Raw genomic sequence first — 18,601 nt, forward strand, 5'->3', positions numbered from 1 at the left:
CACACGGCTGAGACGAGGACCGGTTCGGCCGGGCCGATAGCGGTGACGGGCGGGGCGACGAAGGATTCAAGAGGCTCTGCGGGCTCTGCCGGTTCCACAGGCTCGGACGGCTCGGGCAGCTCGGACGGCTCGGACGGCTCGGCGGATTCCCGCGGCGCCGACGACGCGATGCCGGACTGGGAGAAGCGCTTCCGTGCGCCGCGGATCGGGCTGCCGGACTGGGCCGAGGACGCCCCGGACCGTTCCCTGTTCGTCTCGAACGCCACCGGCACCTTCGAGCTGTACGCGTGGGACCGGGCGACCGGCAGCCAGCGGCAGGCCACGGACCGTCCGAACGGCACGACGGACGGCACGCTGTCGCCGGACGGCCGGTGGATCTGGTGGTTCTCGGACACCGACGGGGACGAGTTCGGCGTCTGGATGCGGCAACCGTTCGAGGGCGGCCCGGACGAGCCGGCCACCCCGGGCCTCGCCGCCTCGTATCCGGGAGGTCTGGCGATCGGCCGGGACGGGACGGCGGTCGTCGGGTGCTCCACGGACGAGGAGGGCTCGACGGTCCATGTCGTACGGCCGGGGGAGCCGCCGGTGGAGATCTACCGGCACCGCGAGTCGGCGGGCGTCGGCGATCTCTCGCAGGACGGCTCGCTGATCGCCCTCGAGCACACCGAGCACGGCGATGCGATGCACTCCGCGATCCGTGTCGTGCGGCCCGACGGCTCCACGGTCGCGGAGCTGGACGACACCAACGGCGGGACCGAGGAGCTGGGCCTGTCGGTGATGGGTTTCGCCCCGGTGGACGGGGATGCCCGGCTGTTGGTGGGCCACCAACGGCGCGGCCGCTGGGAGCCGATGATCTGGGATCCGCTGACCGGGACGGAAACGGCCCTGGAGATCGACCTGCCCGGAGACGTGGGTGCCGACTGGTATCCCGACGGGTCGGCGCTGCTGGTGGAGCACGAATACCAGGCCCGGAGCGAGCTGTGGCGCTACGAGCTGGGTGAGCCGGGCAGCACCGGCGCTCCGGTCGGCCGCCCGCTGCTGACGCGGGTCGAAACCCCGGCCGGCACGGTCTCGGGCGCGACGGCGCGGCCGGACGGAACGGTGGAGTTCCTGTGGTCGTCGGCGGCGCAGCCCCCGGAGGTGCGTTCGACGAGCGGCACGGTGGTGCTGGACCCGCCCGGTATGAAGGCGCCGGGTTCGGTGCCGGTGCGGGACGTGTGGGTGGAGGGTCCCGGTGGCCGTATCCATGCGCTGGTGCAGCAGCCGGAGGGCGAGGGCCCCTTCCCGGCGGTCTTCGACATACACGGCGGTCCGACCTGGCACGACAGCGACGCGTTCGCCTCGTCGCCCGCGGCCTGGGTGGACCACGGCTTCGCGGTCGTACGCGTCAACTACCGCGGCTCGACCGGCTACGGCCGCGCCTGGACGGATGCGCTCAAGCACCGCGTCGGGCTGATCGAGCTGGAGGACATCGCCGCGGTGCGCGAGTGGGCGGTCTCCTCCGGCCTGGCCGACCCGGAGCGGCTGGTGCTGGCCGGCGGCTCCTGGGGCGGCTATCTGACGCTGCTGGGGCTCGGTATGCAGCCGGAGGCATGGGCGGTGGGTCTGGCGGCAGTTCCGGTGGCGGACTATGTCACGGCGTACAACGACGAGATGGAGGCCCTCAAGGCGATGGACCGGACCCTGCTCGGCGGCACCCCCGAGGAGGTCCCTGAGCGCTTCGAGGCCTCGTCGCCGCTGACATATGTGGACGCGGTGCGGGCCCCGGTCTATATCTCCGCGGGCGTCAACGACCCACGCTGCCCGATCCAGCAGGTGGAGAACTACGTCCAGCGGCTGGAGGGTCGCAGCCATCCGCACGAGGTCTACCGCTACGACGCCGGGCACGGCTCCCTGGTCGTGGAGGAGCGCATCAAGCAGGTCCGCCTGGAACTCGACTTCGCCCAGCGGTATGTGATCGAGAAGAGGTAGAGGAGGACCGGGGCGCCGGTAAGGCCGGTAAGGGCCAGAAGTCCGGTAAGGGCCGGAAGTCCGAGGGGCGGCGGGTCGGCACGGGCGCCTCCGCGGGGTTGCCCTGTGGATCGGCGTGACACGGCGAGGTGGCCCACGGGAGCGGTGCGCCCGTGGTGCCGCCCGTGGTGGGGCGCGGCGGGGTGCTCTGTGGGAGCGGGGCGCCGCGGAGGCTCAAGGGGCGACGCGGCGAGGTGGTTCGCGGGAGCTGCGTACCGCGACGGACGCGGGGGTGGCCCTCCCCTCGTCGCCCCTGCCGGGCGGCGGCCTGCCGGGCGGCGGCCTCTGCGGCGAGCCGCACGACCGCTGCCCGGTCCGCCGTCAGCCATGGGACCGCGGTGGGGAGGGTGGGAGGGGCGGGGGCGGGGGGCAGGTCAGCCAGCGGCGTGATGTGCCAGAGCCGCATGAGGATCAGTGCCCTCGCTCGTATGGTCGGTGTGCACGGTCGCCGCCGTGAGCCGGGGGACGGCGTGGATGAGGGCGTGCTCTGCGGCCACCGCGAGTGCATGGGCCTGCACCACGGTCAGACGGGAGTCGACGACGATATCGGCCTCGGCACGCAAGGTGTGGCCGATCCAGCGCATACGGACCTGTCCGACGCCGCGGACGCCGTTCACCGTACGCAGTGCGGTCTCGGCGGCGTCGATGAGTCCGGGGTCGACGCAGTCCATCAGCCGCCGGTAGACCTCCCTTGCCGCATCACGCAGCACCATGAGGATGGCGGCGGTGATCAGCAGGCCGATGAGGGGGTCGGCCGCTCGCCAGCCGAGGGCCGCGCCGCCCGCACCGAGGAGGACGGCGAGTGAGGTGAAGCCGTCGGTACGGGCGTGCAGGCCGTCGGCGACGAGTGCGGCCGAGCCGATCCTCCGGCCGGTACGGATGCGGTAGCGAGCCACCCACTCGTTGCCGGTGAACCCGATCACAGCGGCCACGGCCACGGCCCACAGATGGGTGACGTCACGAGGGTTCAGCAGCCGGTCCACGGCCTCGTAGGCGGCCAGCGCCGAGGAGGCGGCGATGGTCAGCACGATGGCGACGCCCGCGAGGTCCTCGGCCCGGCCGTAGCCGTAGGTGTAGCGGCGGTTCGCGGCCCGGCGTCCGAGGACGAAGGCGATGCCCAGCGGAACGGCGGTCAGCGCGTCGGCGCCGTTGTGGATCGTGTCGCCGAGCAGCGCCACCGACCCCGACAGCGCCACGACCAACAGCTGGATCACGCTGGTCAGGCCCAGGATGCCGAGCGAGAGCCACAGGGTGCGCAGTCCCTCGCGCGAGGTCTCCATCGCGGCATCGACCTTGTCCATGGCCGCATGGCTGTGCGGGGTGACGAGGTGGGCGAGCCGGTGCCGGATCCGCGACAGGCCGCCGGAACGCCGGGAGTCATGCGTGTGGCCCTGACCCTGACCCCGACCGTGGCCGTCGCCGTCGCCGTCGCCGAGACCGAAACCGAGACCGAGACCGAAACCAGGGTCGTGGCTGTGGCCATGGCCGTGATCGTCGTGGTGCGCCCGATCATGGCCGTGCGGGTGGGTGCCGTTGCCTGCCATACGGCCTACCGTGGCACGCCGATCCGATTGCGGCTACTGCCGTGATACGCCCTCTGACCAGGTGCAACATCGTTGCAGAAAGGGGGGCAGGGTCGGGGTTCAGGCCCGCCCGGCCGGCGCCGCCTCGCCTTGACCGCCGCCCTGCTCCTCCGCCTGGCCGTCGCCCTGCTCCTCGGCCTGACCGGCGCCGCGCTCGCCGCCCTGCTCGCCGTCCCCGTCCTCACCCCGGAGCGCGTCACCCCGGAGCGCGCCCTCAACCCGGAGCGCACCCTCGTCCCGGAGCCCGTCCTCACCCCGGGCCGCGCCCTCAGAATCCTGCACGTCCCCGTCCCCGTCCCCCTCCGGCGCGATCCCCAGCGCCGCGTCCTTGGCGGCTTCGGCATCGCGGCGGAAGAGGCGGAACCACATGAAGACGACGAAGCCGGCGAAGACGAACCACTCGCCGGTGTAGCCGAGGTTCTGGAAGGCCTTGAGGTCCAGGCCGCTGCCCTCTGCGGCGGCCGGGGGGACGGCATGCAGCGGCGCCTGGGTGTCGGTGAGCGTGATCCAGGCGTCGTAGACCTCGTACGGCACGATGTTGACGAGCGACGCCGCGCTGATCATGCCGAGCTGGCCCGGCGGCAGTCCGCCGCCGGCCTGTACGCCGTCGGTGCCCTGGTTCTCGGAGGCCTGCAGCGCTCCGGTGACCGTCACCTCGCCCTTGGGCGGCGCGGGCACCTTCGCCGTGTCGGCCTTCGCACCGGCGTCGCCGGGCAGCCAGCCCCTTACGACCGGCAGCGCCTTGCCGCCGTCGGTACGCAGCAGGTCGAGGACATAGAAGCCCTGCTGCTCGCCGTGCCGGTCCTTCAAGGTGCGGTCCGGTACGAGCAGTTGGTGGGCGGTGTCGTAGTGCCCGCGGGCGCTGGCCTGCCGGCCGGAGGTGACCGTGTCGACGGGCAGCAGACCGGCCAGCGGACGGGCCGCCGCGGCCTTTGCGGAGGCGGAGCGGTGCTCCTGCTGCCGGTGGGTGTTGACGCGGTCCTCGAAGCGGCTCAGCTGCCAGCTGCCCATGAAAATGCAGAGGGGGATCGCCAGCAGGGCGAACACATTGATTCCCCACCACCGCGGGGTCAGCAGGAACCGGTACACACCCTCAAAGGTACGGGGCCCGTACGGCGGTGCCGCACCGACCCCTCCGGGGCCCGCCCCTCCCCCGGACCCGCCTCCCCACGGACCCGCCCCTGCCGCGGGCCCTGGGCCGTCGGCTGCTACGGGGACGCCAGCGCCTCGGTGCGGTACACGGTTCCGGAGCAGGCATCCGTGATCCTGGCGTCGGCCGCGGCGGGCTCGCCGGCCTCCGGTGTGTGGGTGAGAACGATTCCACGGGGCGCGGCACCGCCCCCGGCGCCCTCGTCGCCGCCCGCCTGGCCGCCGCCGGCACCCGTCGCCGTGGCACCGGTATCCGGCGACTGGCCCGGGTCCTTGGAGGGGGCGGGGGTCGGCGAGGGGCCGGGGCTGACGCAGCCGGTGGTGCCGCCGCCGGATTGCGGGATCCAGGCGAACTTGACCTCGTAGGCCTGCCCTGGCTTGAGAACGAGCTGGTCAGGGGTGGTGGCCGGGTCGGGCAGGCCGGTGGCCTCGTCGCCCGAGGTGTGGTCGACGACATGGATGTGGTCGGGATTCGTGGCGCCCTGCGCGACCAGGCCGAGGGTGCCGCCGCCCTCGACGGAGCATGCGGTGCCGGAGGTGTTGACCACCCGGAACATGCCGTAGATGCGGCCCGTGGAGTCCGCCGTGCCGACCTTGCTGGTGCCCTGGCCGAGCTGGTCGCGCCCGCAGGCCGGCGAGGTGACGTCCATGGTCTCGTCCGGGGCGGGGGTGCCGGCGCCCGCACCGGGGCCCGCGCCGTTCTTCCCCTTGACCTTGCCCGTGCCGGGCGGCATGACCGTGCCCGGCAGCCGGCCGTCCCTGCCGGCCGGCTGCGGACCGGCCTGTTCGGTGCCTTCGCCGTGTGTGGCCCCGCTGCCGTCCTGGGCGTGCTGGCTGCTCGCCGCGTTGGCGGGCCGGTCCTCGGAGCTGTCGGCGAGGTTCGCCACATGGACCATGGCGGGAATGGACGTGCCGCCGAGCAGCAGCGCGGCCGCCGCGCCCAGGACGGCATGCCGGCGGCGCTGACGGCGGGCGGGCACCGCGCGGCGCAGCTGTTCCAGCGCGTCCGGCGACGGTTCGAGGGCACCGACGCGGGACTGCAACAGCCGCCGCAGATCGTCCTCGCCGCCGAAGCCGCCGGTGGGGTGGCTCCGGCCGTGGCCGTCGCCGGGACCGCCGCCCGCGCCGCCGCCGAATCCACCTCCGGCGTGCCCATCACTGCCGTACGCGTGGCTGTCGGCACCGTCCCCGGCGCCCGCTCCGCCCGTGCTGACGACAGGTGCTGCCTGCATGCCCGCGTCTGCTCCGCCCCCGGCGCCGACGGGTGTTCCCCGCGGGCCGGCGGGTGCTCCCACGACGCCGGCGGGTGCGTTCTCCGTCGCGGCCGGTGCGATCTCCGCCGCGGCCGGTGCGCCGTCCGCGGCACCGATGTCATCGCTGTTGCCGGATTCTTGGCCGGATTTCGCACCCTGCCCGGATGCGAGGCCCCGCCGCCGGTGCGCACCCGGCTCGTCGCCCGGGTGGCTCTGCGCCTCACGCGCCGCATAGAGCCCAGGGGCCACGGCCACATCGTGCAGAGGGTCGTACGGAGCGCCCCCACGCGCCGAGTTGAGCGGGCCGAGCCCGCTGCCGTGTGCGCCGCTCCGGTTCATCGGGTCGATCGCATTGCTCGAACTGCTCGAACTGCCCGACGTGCCGGAGGAGAGCGGCCTGCTCGGCGTGATCGCGTCGCTCGGTCCGTTCGACGTGACCGGGTTGCTCGACGTGACCGGGTTGCTCGGCATGACCGAGTTCCTCGGTCCGTTCGACGTGCGCGGGCTGCTCGGGCGGGTCGCGCCACACGAGCCATACGAGGCGAACGGGTCGAACGGGTCGAACCGGCCGAACGTGGTGCCACTCATGCCGGAGCCTCCATCGCGACGCGGAGCGCCGCGATGCCCCGCGACCCGTAGGCCTTGACGGAGCCCAGCGATATGCCCAGCGTCTGGGCCACCTGCGCCTCGGTCATATCGGCGAAGTAGCGCAGCACCAGCACCTCGCGCTGCCGGCGCTGCAGACCGCGCATCGCCTGGATCAGCTGGTCCCGCTCCAGCAGGTCGTAGGCGCCCTCCTCGGCGCTCGCCATGTCGGGCATCGGCTTGGAGAGCAGCTTGAGCCCGAGGATGCGGCGGCGCAGCGCGGAGCGCGAGAGGTTGACGACCGTCTGCCGGAGATAGGCGAGGGTCTTCTCGGGTTCGCGCACCCGTCCGCGCGCGGAGTGCACGCGGATGAAGGCCTCCTGGACGACGTCCTCACAGGAGGCGGTGTCGTCGAGGAGCAGCGCGGCGAGACCGAGCAGGGAGCGGTAGTGCGCGCGATAGGTCTCGGTGAGGTGGTCGACTGTGGTGCCCGCTGCCATCGCGTCGTCAGTGTCCCCACGCTGAGGAGGAATCTGCGCGGGGCGCGTGGTGGGCCAGGGTGCGATCACTGGCATGCCCCCGGGCGCAAGGGCGCGCGGCGGGCGCACTGTTGCGCCTGCTGCCCCCGCTGGGGCGACGGTGAATCCGAGTACCTCTGCCACGCCTGTTGGACACGCTTCCCCCTATAAGGGTTGTACGCGCAAGGCACCGCTTTTGACGATGCATTAAATGCCCTCATGCGTACCAGCTCTTCCTGAATGTCCCCATTACCCCTACGCAGAGACCCCGATACCCGGGCCCCCGCATGGCGGCCCGCGGACATCCCGGGCCACCCTGAGGGCAGCCACAAAGACGCTCCCCGGCCAACTGCCGGTTGCAGTACGGCGGGGAGGGAATGGTCGAACAGATCGTCAGCCCAGATCAAGAGGTGAGGACCGGCCATTCGCTCACAGGATCTTCACGCGCCCGACAAAGTATCGCCCAGGCGCCCGGCGCACGGCGGCCGATCCCGCCAAGTCACCCCCCGCATCATGGCCGATCCCGCCACGTCACCCCCCGCTCCACAGCCGGAGCCCGTACCGGCAACCCCGCCGGACCACTACAAGCAGCCCCGCACCCGCCCCCGCATTCTCGCCTGATCCGCCGCATCGGCCCGTACTGGTATTCCGTACCGGCATTCCGTACTGGCCCCGCACCGGAACAGAACGGACCGGACCCCCTACGGCCCCCCGATGGAACCCGCACCGGCACCACCGGCACCACCGGCCCCCGCCAAACCCCTACGGCACCCCGGCCCTACCCCCGAAGATCCCCCGCCACCAGCTCGCCCACCTGCGCCATGTTCAGGGCCGCCCCCTTGCGCAGATTGTCCCCGCAGACGAACAGCTCCAGCGCCCGCGGATCGTCCAGCGAGCGCCGCACCCGGCCGACCCAGGTCGGATCGGTACCGACGACATCGGCGGGGGTGGGGTACTCGTCCTCGGCCGGGTCGTCGCTGAGGACAACCCCGGGGGCCGCGGCCAGGATCTCGTGCGCACCGGCGACCGAGACCTCGTTCTCGAACCGGGCGTGCACGGTCAGCGAGTGCGTGGTGATCACCGGCACCCGCACACAGGTCGCGGTGACCGGCAGGTCCGGCAGCCCCAGGACCTTGCGGGACTCGTTACGGATGTTGAGCTCCTCGGAGGACCAGCCGCCCTCCTGGAGCGAGCCGGCCCAGGGCACGACATTGAGGGCGATCGGCGCCGGGAACGGCCCCAGCGTGTCCCCCACGGCCCGTCGCACATCGCCGGGCCCGGTCCCCAGCTCCGTCCCGGACACCGCGGACAGCTGCGCCCGCAACGTGTCGATGCCGGCCTTCCCCGTGCCGGACACGGCTTGGTACGAGGAGACGATCAGCTCGCTCAGCCCGTACTCGGCATGCAGCGCACCCAGCGCGACGATCATCGAGAGCGTCGTGCAGTTCGGGCCGGCGATGATGCCGCGCGGCCGCACCCGTGCCGTGTGCGCATTGACCTCGGGTACGACGAGCGGCACGTCCGGGTCCATCCGGAACGTGCCGGAGTTGTCCACGACCACCGCGCCCTTGGACACCGCGACCGGCGCCCACTGCGCGGAGACCTCGTCGGGGACGTCGAACATCGCGACGTCGATACCGTCGAAGGCCTCCTCGCTCAGCGCGACGACCTCGACCTCCGCGCCCCGCACCGTCAGCTTGCGGCCGACCGAAGGCGGGGCGTCCCCCCTGCCCATGGCGATCCCCCCTGTTCGAGCGGAGTCGGGAACAGGGGGGAGCGGCTGAGAGCTCGGGGGAGCGGCGATCAGCCGGATCTCGCCCCAGATGTCGGCCCGCTCGGACAGGATGCCGAGCAGGACCGAGCCGACGGTGCCGGTGGCACCGACGACGGCGAGATGCGGCTTGGCGGCCGTACGGGCCTGTGCCCACGCCGTGTCAGCGAGGGACGGACGGCCCGCCTCGGCCGGAATCATCGCCCGGTGCCGCCATAGACCACGGCCTCGTCACTGTCCGTGTCGAGACCGAAGGCGGTGTGCACGGCGCGCACGGCCTCGTTGACGTCATCGGCACGGGTGACGACCGAGATGCGGATCTCGGAGGTCGAGATGAGCTCGATGTTCACGCCCGCGTTCGACAGCGCCTCGAAGAACGTCGCCGTGACGCCCGGGTTGGTCTTCATGCCCGCGCCGACCAGCGAGATCTTGGCGATCTGGTCGTCGTAGCGCAGCGAGTCGAAGCCGACCGCCGCACGGGTCTTCTCCAGGGCCGCGACGGCCTTGCGGCCCTCGGCCTTGGGCAGCGTGAAGGAGATGTCGGTCAGCCCGGTCGATGCGGCCGACACGTTCTGCACGACCATGTCGATGTTGACCTCGGAGTCCGCGATCGCACGGAAGATGCGCGCGGCCTCGCCCGGCTTGTCCGGGACTCCGACGACCGTGACCTTCGCCTCGGAGGTGTCATGTGCGACGCCCGAGATGATTGCCTGCTCCATCGGCTGGTCCCCTTGCGGTTCGTTGCTGACCCACGTGCCCTTCAGCCCCGAGAACGAGGAGCGGACGTGGATCGGGATGTTGTAACGGCGTGCGTACTCGACGCAGCGGTGCAGCAGCACCTTGGATCCGGAGCTGGCCAGCTCCAGCATGTCCTCGAAGGAGATCCAGTCGATCTTCCGGGCCTTCTTCACGACCCGGGGGTCGGCGGTGAAGACACCGTCCACATCGGTGTAGATCTCACAGACATCGGCGTTCAGGGCAGCCGCCAGCGCGACGGCGGTGGTGTCCGACCCACCGCGCCCCAGCGTCGTGATGTCCTTCTTGTCCTGGGACACACCCTGGAACCCGGCGACGATGGCGATATTGCCCTCGTCGACGGAGGTCTTGATGCGGCCCGGCGTGACGTCGATGATCCGTGCCTTGTTGTGCACGGAATCGGTGATGACGCCGGCCTGGCTGCCCGTGAAGGACTGCGCCTCATGGCCGAGGTTTTTGATCGCCATCGCCAGCAGGGCCATGGAGATCCGCTCTCCGGCGGTCAGCAGCATGTCGAACTCGCGCCCCGACGGAATCGGGGACACTTCCTGCGCGAGATCGATCAGCTCGTCCGTCGTGTCGCCCATCGCCGAAACCACCACGACAACCTGGTTGCCGTTCTTCTTGGCTTCGACGACTCGCTTGGCAACGCGCTTGATGCCCTCGGCATCCGCAACGGATGAGCCGCCGTACTTCTGCACGACAAGGCCCACGTGCGCTCCTCGCAACTGTCTCATCGGGAGTTTCCTCCCGGACCCCCGGAAATGGGGGTACTGCGGTCGGCTCAGTCTAACGAGCGAGCGGAGTCCGCCCTGCTGATACCGCATCGTGAGACGCGTGACTCACTGTTTGACCACCGTGATCGGCTTGATCACCCATGGCCACCTGACCTCGTGAGTTCCGCGTCCCGCGGCGGTATCCACACGGCGCACCGTTGCGCCTGCCCGGCGAGCACATGCCCGCTCCAGCCCGGTACACACGAAAACGTAACCCAGCTCACAGGGTCCGGCCACGGCGCGAGGCATCACGGGAGGACCGGCGTCAGGCGCCTCGTGCGCCCCCGGCGGCCGCCCCCGGCCTCAGCTCCCCCGCAGCCCCAGCGGCCCCGCGATCTCCGCCGCCATGACCCGGCCGGCTTCCTCGGCGAGCCGTTCCTCGTCGGCGGTGACGTCGCTGTCGGTGTCCAGGCCGTCCAGCTCGACCAGTGGCTGGTCGAGGCGTACGTGGGCGACCAGCGACTGCAGCGCGCGCAGGGCGGCCGAGGCGGTCGGGCCCCAGTTGGACAGGTAGGAGAACTGCCACCACCACAGGGCCTCGCTGACCCGGCCCGCGCGATAGTGCGCCAGGCCGTGCCGCAGATCGGTGATGATGTCGGCCAGGTCGTCGGAGATCCGGCTGGCGACCGGCTCGCTGCGCGGCACATACGGGTCGAAGACCTCGGAATAGATGTCCACCGGGTCGAGCAGGACCGCAAAGCGCTCGCGCAGCTCGTCGACGTCCGGCTCCGGGCCGGTGTCCGGCTCGTACCGCTCGTCGGGGACGAAGTCCTCGTGGGCGCCCAGACGGCCGCCGGTGAGCAGCAGCTGGGAGATCTCCAGCAGCAGGAAGGGGACCGCGCTGTCCGGCTCATCGCCCTTGGCGACCTCCGTCACCGCGACGATGAAACTCTCGATCGAGTCGGAGATCGATACGGCGAAGTCGTCCGGGTCCTGTGTCGCGTTGTGCAGCGTGGCATCAGACATCGAGAAGTCTCCTCCCTTCGAAGGCCCGCCCGAGCGTGACCTCGTCCGCGTACTCCAGATCACCGCCGACCGGCAGTCCGCTCGCCAGCCGCGTCACTCTCAGGCCCATGGGTTTGATCATGCGGGCCAGATACGTGGCCGTGGCCTCGCCCTCCAGATTCGGGTCGGTGGCCAAGATCAGCTCGGTGACGGTGCCGTCCGCGAGCCTGGCCAGCAGTTCCCTGATCCGCAGGTCGTCGGGGCCCACGCCCTCGATCGGGCTGATCGCCCCACCGAGGACGTGGTAGCGACCGCGGAACTCGCGCGTCCGCTCGATCGCCACGACGTCCTTGGGCTCCTCCACGACGCAGATGACCGCCCGATCACGCCTCGGGTCCAGGCAGACCCGGCACTGCTCCTCCTGCGCCACATTGCCGCAGGTGCCGCAGAACCGGACCTTCGCTTTGACCTCCATCAGCGCGTTCGCGAGCCGGCGGACATCGGTCGGCTCGGCCTGAAGAATGTGGAAGGCGATCCGCTGCGCGCTCTTGGGACCGACGCCGGGCAGCCTGCCCAGCTCGTCGATCAGGTCCTGGACCACGCCTTCATACACGGAACGTCTTCTTTCTCTTCTGCCGTGCTGCGTACGCTAGTTGGCTACTCCTCAGAAGGGGAGACCGGGGATTCCGCCACCGCCCAGACCCTGGGCGAGCGGACCGAGCTTCTGCTGCTGGAGCTGCTGGGCACTGGCGTTGGCGTCCCGGACCGCCGCCAGCACGAGGTCGGCGATGGTCTCGGCCGTCTCCTCCGCGGAGTCGGCGTCCACCGCCTTGGGGTCGATGACCAGACTCTGGAGCTCACCGGAGCCGGTCACCGTCGCCTTGACCAGACCACCGCCGGCGGAACCCTCGACGGGTGTCTCCGCCAGTTCCTGCTGGGCGGCCGCAAGGTCCTGCTGCATCTTCTGGGCCTGCTGAAGCAGCTGCTGCATATTGGGCTGACCACCGGGGATCACGACGTGACTCCTGCCATACGACAACGATTGGTGCGGTAGCCCGAGCCTACGTGTTTCACCGGCCCGGCGCCCTACGCCGTAGGGAGGAGCACGGGTGTACGCCTGGTGTACGCCCGCTTACCGGCCCACCGGCTTTCCGCCCCCCTTCGGCCCCCCTCTGCACCGCTGTCCCCGCACCGCGGCCCTTGTACCGCTCTCCGGTCAGGCGCCCGGTATGGCAGCCCACGCAGCAGCCTTGACGGTGCCTGCGCGGTGCCGAGGTGCCGGCCGCGCGGTGCCGAAGTGCCGGCCGCGCCGTGCCGAGAGTCAGCTACACGCTGCCGAGGTGTCAGCTACTCGTTGTTGAACTCTTCCACCACCGTCGCACCGAGTTCGCGCACGATCAGGTCGTGGCCGCTGAGCGCGGAGTCGACGAGATCGGGGTCGTCCTCGGCCGGCATGTCGTACTCGATGGACATCGGCGGGGGCTCCGGCGGCGGGTACGAGGCCTCCGCCGCGGCACCGCCCTGGCCGCCGCCCGCGGAGGCCGACGGCGAGACGGCCTCCCGCGCCATCCGAGCCCCCTGGCTGCCGCCGGCGCTGCCGCTGCCACCACCGGATGCGCCACCGCCCGGCCCGTACTGGCCCCCGGACGACGGTGACGCCGGCGGGGCGCCCTGCTGGGGCGGGGACTGCGGCCCGCCCTGCTGCGGGGCGCCGGGCGCTCCGCCACCGAAGCCACCCCCGCTGCCGCCGCCGAAACCGCCCCCGCCACTACGGGGAGCGCCGCCGGCCGGCGGATTGGCGCCGCCCGACGGGTCGACGATCGCCTCGACCCGCCACTGCACCTGGAACCGCTCGGCCAGCACGTCCTTGAGGACGTCCTCGCTTCCGCCGTTGGCGAAGCTGTCGCGGGCACCGGCATTGGGGAAGCCGATCTGCAGTGTCGTGCCGTCGAAGCCGGAGACCTGGGCGTTCTGGCTGAGCAGGATCCAGGTGAAGCGGCGGCGGGCCTTCACCGCATCCAGGATGTCCGGCCACATCTGCCGCACCTGGGCGGCACCCTGCGCCGCCCCCGGGGCCGCCCCGGGCTGCGGCTGCCGGGACACGGGCGCGGGCGGTCCGGCCGCCGGCTCGGGCGGCGCGGCGGGCGCACCGCCCTGCGGTGCCTGTCCACCTTGTCCCGGCGCCACGGCCGTGGGCCAGCCGCCGGGCTGCCGCCCGGCGCCGGGGCCGCTGCCGCCCGCGTTGTCTCCGCCGCCGGCGTTGCCCTTGACCGCACTCCCGGGCCAGGCTCCGGGCCGCGGAGCCGCGGCCTCCTGGCCACCGCCCTGCGCCGGGCCGCCCTGCGGAGCCTGCACGGGGCCGCCCTGCGGAGCCCCCGCGCTACTGCCGTCGCCCCGCTGCGGCTCCCCGCCGGGCCCGGCCACCGGCCCGCCGGACGCCTCCGCACCGGCCGCCGGCGCGGCCGGGCCAGGAGCCGCCGGGGCGGCCGGAGCCGAGCCGGCCGGAGCCCCTGCGCCGCCACCCGCACCGCCACCCGCCGCGCCCCGCACCGCGGCACGCGCGGCGGCCGGCCCGGACGGTCCCGCCGGATGCGCCTCCGGCCCCGGTACATATCCGGCCGCGGGCCCGCCACCGGACGCCACCACGGGCGACGGCCCCGTCCCGGGCTCTCCCCCGGGACCCGCACCGCCGCTCATGCCACCGGCCCCGCCCAGCAGCGCCGCCCCCGCGCCACGCTCCAGGCGGTCGAGCCGCGCCTGCACCGACCGCTCGTCGTCGTACGCCGCGGGCAGCAGCACCCGCGCACAGATCAGCTCCAGCTGCAGCCGCGGCGAGGTCGCCCCGCGCATCTCCGTCAGGCCCGCATTGACCAGATCGGCGGCCCGGCTCAGCTCGGCCGCCCCGAAGACGGACGCCTGCGCCGTCATCCGCTCCACCACATCCGCGGGGGCGTCGATCAGCCCCTTCTCCCCCGCGTCCGGCACGGCCGCCAGGATCACCAGATCCCGCAGCCGCTCCAGCAGGTCCGCAACGAAGCGCCGCGGGTCGTTACCGCCCTCGATGACCCGGTCCACGACCTCGAAGGCCGCCGCGCCGTCCCCCGCGGCGAACGCCTCCACGATCGAGTCCAGCAAGGACCCGTCGGTGTATCCCAGCAGCGCCGTCGCCATGGCATACGTCACACCGTCCGTACCGGCGCCGGCGAGCAGCTGGTCCATCACGGACATCGAGTCACGCACCGAGCCGGCTCCGGCGCGCACCACCAGCGGCAGCACCCCGTCCTCGACCGGGCTCTCCTCCCGCCCGCACACCTCGGCCAGGTACTCCCGCAGGGTGCCCGGCGGCACCAGCCGGAACGGGTAGTGATGCGTACGCGACCGGATCGTCCCGATGACCTTCTCGGGCTCGGTCGTCGCGAAGATGAACTTCAGATGCTCCGGCGGCTCCTCGACGACCTTCAGCAGGGCGTTGAAGCCCGCGGAGGTCACCATGTGCGCCTCGTCGATGATGTAGATCTTGTAGCGGCTGCCGGCCGGCCCGAAGAACGCCTTCTCCCGCAGCTCACGGGCGTCGTCCACGCCACCGTGCGACGCCGCGTCGATCTCGATCACGTCGATCGAGCCCCGGCCGTTCCTGGCCAGGTCCACACAGGACTGGCACTTCCCGCAGGGCGTGGGAGTGGGACCTTCCTCACAGTTGAGGCAGCGCGCCAGGATGCGCGCGCTGGTCGTCTTGCCACAGCCACGCGGCCCACTGAACAAATAGGCGTGATTGACCCGATTGTTCCGCAACGCCTGCTGCAGCGGATCGGTCACGTGCTCTTGCCCGATGACCTCGGCGAAGGTCTCGGGCCGGTAGCGGCGGTACAGCGCAAGGGACGACACGCATACGACGATATCGGGCCGCACTGACAACCGACCGGCCCCGCAAACGCAAGCGCCCCCCACGCACCCGCCAGAGCCGACCTACCCTTGCTGCCTTCCGGCCCTGGGGGAGTTCAGTCAGATAGCGCCACGTGAGGGGCTGCGCACCACAGTAGCGGATCCCCCGCCCAAGAAACGACCCGGACCCCCGCCCCGGCCCACTCCACCCCCTCGCCGGCCCCCGCCTCCGGATCATGTTCGCGAGCACTCCCCAACGTCTTGTATTGTTTGCGGCGGAGGATTCGCCTAGTGGCCTAGGGCGCACGCTTGGAAAGCGTGTTGGGGGCAACCCCTCACGAGTTCGAATCTCGTATCCTCCGCCATTGCTCTCACCGGGCAATACGTCGAAGGGCCTCACCGCTTGCGGTGGGGCCCTTCGACGCTTCTCAGCCCTCGTTGTCCTGGTCTTTGTCCACAAGGGCTGTTCCCGGGGTTCCCCAGATCGCCGCGCCGATCTTCCGGGCCACTTCCTTCAACAGGTGGTCGGGGACATGGAGATACCGCGCCGCATCCGTGCGGCCCCGCCCGGTTCCCAGCCCATGATCTGGTCGATCACCCGGTCCGGGACGCCCAGCACCATGAGCACCGTTCCGGCCCTGTGCCGGACGTCGTGCAGTCGGGCCTCCAGGTGGCGGGCGACGACCGAGGTCCGGTAGGCCATCGCTGATCAGGTGATCCAGGCTCCAGCGATCAAGGAGTTCCCTCACGAGGTGGGCGACCAGGCGGCCCTCCAGATCGGCCGGGCCGACGTCGTGGGCGGTGACGATGTGGCGGCTGTGCGCACACATGAGACCGATGGGCCCGACCCCATGTCGGGCCCATCGGTCGTTTTGCTTCACGGAACGCCCTCGGCGGGGTTCAGCGGCACAGGGCGGTGTCCACGGCGCGTTCGAGATTCCTCCGGCCCGCCTCGTCGGTGAGCTGCATGGTGACCGCGACGTTGGTGGCGCGGCCGTCGTCGGTGGCGCCGCCCCGGGTCTCGTACCCCGGGAAGCTGCCGCCGTGGCCCCAGGAGAGGCCGCCGCACGGCAGCGGCCTGCTGACGAGTCCAAGTCCGTAGCGGGCGCCGGGGCCGAAGGTCGCTTCGGCGGGGACGGTGGAGCGCATCTGGGCGAGCTGGGCCGAGGGCAGGAGGCGGCCGGCCAGGAGTGCGCTGAAGAAACGGTTGAGGTCGGAGCCGGTGGAGACCATCTGGCCTGCCGCCCAGCCCCAGGAGGGGTCGATCTCCGTGATGTCGCGCAGCGGCACGTCCGCCGATTCCCGGTAGTAGCCGTGGGGGTGGGGCTCCCGAATGCTCGCGTCACCGGGGGCGGGGAAGTAGGTGTGGCGCAGCCCGGCGCGTCGGACGACGCGCCGGTCGATCTCCTCGGCGAGGGGGCGGCCGGTGACCTTCTGGACGAGCAGGCCGGCGAGCACGTAGTTGGTGTTGCTGTACTTCCAACTCGTCCCGGGGGCGAAGTCGGCCGGGTGCTGGAGGGCTGTGGCGAGCAGTTCGCGGGGGGTGTAGTACCGGACGTCGTCCCCGAGGTGGTTGCTGTAGTTGGGGAGTCCGCTGGTCTGCTGGAGGAGCTGGCGGACGGTGACGCGGCGCCCGTCGATCCCCTTTCCGCGAACGAGGCCGGGCAGGTAGGTGTCGACGGAGGCGTCCAGGGCCACCCTCCGCTCCGCGACGAGTTGGAGGACGACGACCGCGACGAAGGTCTTGGTGTTGCTGCCGATCCGTACCTGGCCGTCCCTGGGCACCTTCGAGCCGGTGGTCAGGTCGCCCACTCCTGCGGTGTAGGTGCGGATGCGGCCGTCACGGCCCTGGACGCTCGCCAGCGCGGCGGGCATCCCGTCGTCGCGCACCAGCGCGTTCAGGCTCTGCTGGACGGCGTCCGGCCTGGCGGCGGCAGCAGCGGAGGCGGCGGGCGGGGCGAGGGCGCCCAGTGTCATGACGCCGATGGCCACCGCGACCGCGGCGGGCAGGGCCCGTCGCCGCGTGCCCTGCTGCCGGCCCGGCGGGCGAAGCCCTTGCCGTGTCTGTCCACGCATGAGTCAACTCCTGAGGAATCGTTGGACCGTTGTTCGGGTTGCCGGGTTGCCGGGTGCGTGATTCAGCCGCACAGGGCCCTGTCCACGGCGTCCTTCACGTGCTGCGTGGCTGCCTTGTCCGTCGGGACGCTGGTGACCGCGACGTTGGCGGCGCGGCCGTCATCGGTGACACCGCCCCGGGTCTCGTACCCCGCGATGTCGCCGCCGTGGCCCCAGTAGACGCCGCCGCACGACAGCGGCCTGCTCGTGAGCCCCAGCCCGTAGCGGAGGCCGGAGGTCCCGGCGGGGACGGTCGTGCGCATCTCGGCGAGCTGGGCCGCCGGGAGGAGGCGGCCGGCGAGGAGCGCGGTGAAGAAGCGGTTGAGGTCGGAGTTGGTGGAGATCAACTGGCCTGCGGCCCAGCCTGCGGAGGGGTCCATCTCCGTGAAGTCGCGCAGCGGTGTGTTCGCCGGGTTGCGGTGGTAACCGTGGGGGTGCGGCTCTCGGATGGTCATCTCGCCGGGGGTGGGGAAGTAGGTGTGGCGCAGCCCGATGCGCTTGATGATGCGCCGGTCGATCTCCTCGGCGAGGGGGCGGCCGGTGACCTTCTGGACGATCAGGCCGGCCAGGACGTAGTTGGTGTTGCTGTACCCCCAGGTCGTCCCCGGAGCCGCGTCGGCCTTGTACCGGAGGGCGATGTCGAGCAGCTCGCGGGGCTCGAAGTACCGGTTCCTGATCTCGTCGTCGTCGACGTGGATGCCGTACTCGGGGAGTCCGCTGGTGTGCTGGAGGAGCTGGCGGACGGTGATGCGGCGCCCGTCGATCCCCTTTCCGCGGACGAGGCCGGGCAGGTAGGTGTCGACGGTGGCGTCGAGGCCGATCTTCCCTTCGCCGACCAGTTGCAGGACCACGACCGCCGTGAACGCCTTGGTGTTGCTGCCGATCCGTACCTGGCCGTCCCTGGGCACCTTCGAGCCGGTGGTCAGGTCGCCCACTCCTGCGGTGTAGGTGCGGATGCGGCCGTCACGGCCCTGGACGCTCGCCAGCGCGGCGGGCATCCCGTCGTCGCGCACCAGCGTGTTCAGGGCCTGCTGGACGGCGTCCGGCCTGGCGGCGGCAGCAGCGGAGGCGGCAGAATCCGAGGCGGAGGCGGAGGCGGCGGGCGGGGCGAGGGCGCCCAGCGTCATGACGCCGATGGCCACCGCGACCGCGACCGCGGCCGACACGGCTCGTCGCCGTCTGCCGCCCTGCTGCCGGGTCGAGGAACGAAGGCCCTGCCGGGTCTGAGCACACATAAGTCAACTCCTGGGGAATCGTT

At 71.8% G+C, this 18,601-nt stretch carries 14 protein-coding genes, 1 tRNA gene, 1 other RNA gene and 1 pseudogene; 3 read left to right on the plus strand and 14 right to left on the minus strand.

Going from position 1 to position 18,601, the window contains the following annotated elements; genetic code table 11:
* Window positions 1-168 precede the first annotated feature (168 nt).
* Window positions 169-1,971 carry a S9 family peptidase gene (locus tag ACWGJY_RS03670; protein ID WP_453259223.1) on the plus strand — a complete coding sequence of 601 codons (1,803 nt, stop codon included), beginning with the start codon at window positions 169-171 and terminating at the stop codon, window positions 1,969-1,971.
* Window positions 1,972-2,384: 413 nt separating this feature from the next.
* Here the strand turns inward: ACWGJY_RS03670 and ACWGJY_RS03675 are convergent, their stop codons facing one another.
* Window positions 2,385-3,359, minus strand: coding sequence for a cation diffusion facilitator family transporter (locus ACWGJY_RS03675; RefSeq protein WP_453259224.1), 975 nt, complete (start codon window positions 3,357-3,359; stop codon window positions 2,385-2,387).
* 36 nt (window positions 3,360-3,395) lie between these two features.
* On the opposite strand from ACWGJY_RS03675, the gene ACWGJY_RS03680 reads away from it, so the two are divergent.
* On the plus strand, window positions 3,396-3,599 hold the full coding sequence (locus tag ACWGJY_RS03680) for a hypothetical protein (protein ID WP_453259228.1): 204 nt from the start codon (window positions 3,396-3,398) through the stop codon (window positions 3,597-3,599).
* 54 nt (window positions 3,600-3,653) lie between these two features.
* Here ACWGJY_RS03680 and ACWGJY_RS03685 read toward each other — a convergent pair whose 3' ends face one another.
* The 10 genes from ACWGJY_RS03685 to ffs form a co-directional block, all read right to left on the minus strand.
* The gene (locus ACWGJY_RS03685) at window positions 3,654-4,682 is read right to left on the minus strand and encodes an SURF1 family protein (RefSeq protein WP_453259149.1); all 1,029 of its coding nucleotides are present in this window, start codon (window positions 4,680-4,682) and stop codon (window positions 3,654-3,656) included.
* 119 nt (window positions 4,683-4,801) lie between these two features.
* The gene (locus ACWGJY_RS03690; protein ID WP_453259150.1) at window positions 4,802-6,583 is read right to left on the minus strand and encodes a hypothetical protein; all 1,782 of its coding nucleotides are present in this window, start codon (window positions 6,581-6,583) and stop codon (window positions 4,802-4,804) included.
* Entirely contained in the window at window positions 6,580-7,242 is a 663-nt protein-coding gene (locus ACWGJY_RS03695) for a SigE family RNA polymerase sigma factor (protein WP_453259151.1), read from the minus strand. Before ACWGJY_RS03695 ends, ACWGJY_RS03690 begins: the two co-directional genes overlap by 4 nt.
* Before the next feature lie 634 nt (window positions 7,243-7,876).
* Window positions 7,877-9,070, minus strand: a complete 1,194-nt coding sequence (locus ACWGJY_RS03700) for an aspartate-semialdehyde dehydrogenase (RefSeq protein ID WP_453259152.1) — start codon at window positions 9,068-9,070, stop codon at window positions 7,877-7,879.
* Window positions 9,067-10,338, minus strand: a complete 1,272-nt coding sequence (locus ACWGJY_RS03705) for an aspartate kinase (protein WP_030285545.1) — start codon at window positions 10,336-10,338, stop codon at window positions 9,067-9,069. Before ACWGJY_RS03705 ends, ACWGJY_RS03700 begins: the two co-directional genes overlap by 4 nt.
* A 366-nt stretch (window positions 10,339-10,704) precedes the next feature.
* Complete coding sequence (locus ACWGJY_RS03710; protein ID WP_453259153.1) at window positions 10,705-11,367, minus strand: DUF5063 domain-containing protein; 663 nt, start codon at window positions 11,365-11,367, stop codon at window positions 10,705-10,707.
* On the minus strand, window positions 11,360-11,959 hold the full coding sequence (gene recR, locus ACWGJY_RS03715) for a recombination mediator RecR (protein ID WP_362603699.1): 600 nt from the start codon (window positions 11,957-11,959) through the stop codon (window positions 11,360-11,362). The genes ACWGJY_RS03710 and recR overlap by 8 nt, the downstream gene beginning before the upstream one ends.
* Before the next feature lie 51 nt (window positions 11,960-12,010).
* Entirely contained in the window at window positions 12,011-12,361 is a 351-nt protein-coding gene (locus ACWGJY_RS03720; protein WP_444474449.1) for a YbaB/EbfC family nucleoid-associated protein, read from the minus strand.
* A 332-nt stretch (window positions 12,362-12,693) separates the two neighbouring features.
* The gene (locus ACWGJY_RS03725; RefSeq protein ID WP_453259154.1) at window positions 12,694-15,231 is read right to left on the minus strand and encodes a DNA polymerase III subunit gamma and tau; all 2,538 of its coding nucleotides are present in this window, start codon (window positions 15,229-15,231) and stop codon (window positions 12,694-12,696) included.
* A 45-nt stretch (window positions 15,232-15,276) separates the two neighbouring features.
* Window positions 15,277-15,375, minus strand: an RNA gene (gene ffs / locus ACWGJY_RS03730) — signal recognition particle sRNA small type.
* A gap of 130 nt (window positions 15,376-15,505) precedes the next feature.
* Here ffs and ACWGJY_RS03735 point away from each other — a divergent pair.
* A tRNA-Ser gene (locus ACWGJY_RS03735) sits at window positions 15,506-15,593 on the plus strand.
* Between the two features lie 63 nt (window positions 15,594-15,656).
* Here the strand turns inward: ACWGJY_RS03735 and ACWGJY_RS03740 are convergent.
* The 3 genes and pseudogenes from ACWGJY_RS03740 to ACWGJY_RS03750 all read right to left on the minus strand — a co-directional run.
* A pseudogene (locus ACWGJY_RS03740) lies at window positions 15,657-15,895 on the minus strand (site-specific integrase); the annotation flags it as partial.
* 233 nt (window positions 15,896-16,128) lie between these two features.
* On the minus strand, window positions 16,129-17,304 hold the full coding sequence (locus tag ACWGJY_RS03745) for a serine hydrolase domain-containing protein (RefSeq protein ID WP_453259155.1): 1,176 nt from the start codon (window positions 17,302-17,304) through the stop codon (window positions 16,129-16,131).
* Between the two features lie 62 nt (window positions 17,305-17,366).
* Complete coding sequence (locus ACWGJY_RS03750) at window positions 17,367-18,578, minus strand: serine hydrolase domain-containing protein (RefSeq protein ID WP_453259156.1); 1,212 nt, start codon at window positions 18,576-18,578, stop codon at window positions 17,367-17,369.
* Window positions 18,579-18,601: the final 23 nt, after the last annotated feature.

The sequence above is a fragment of the Streptomyces sp. NPDC054765 genome, assembly GCF_053612065.1.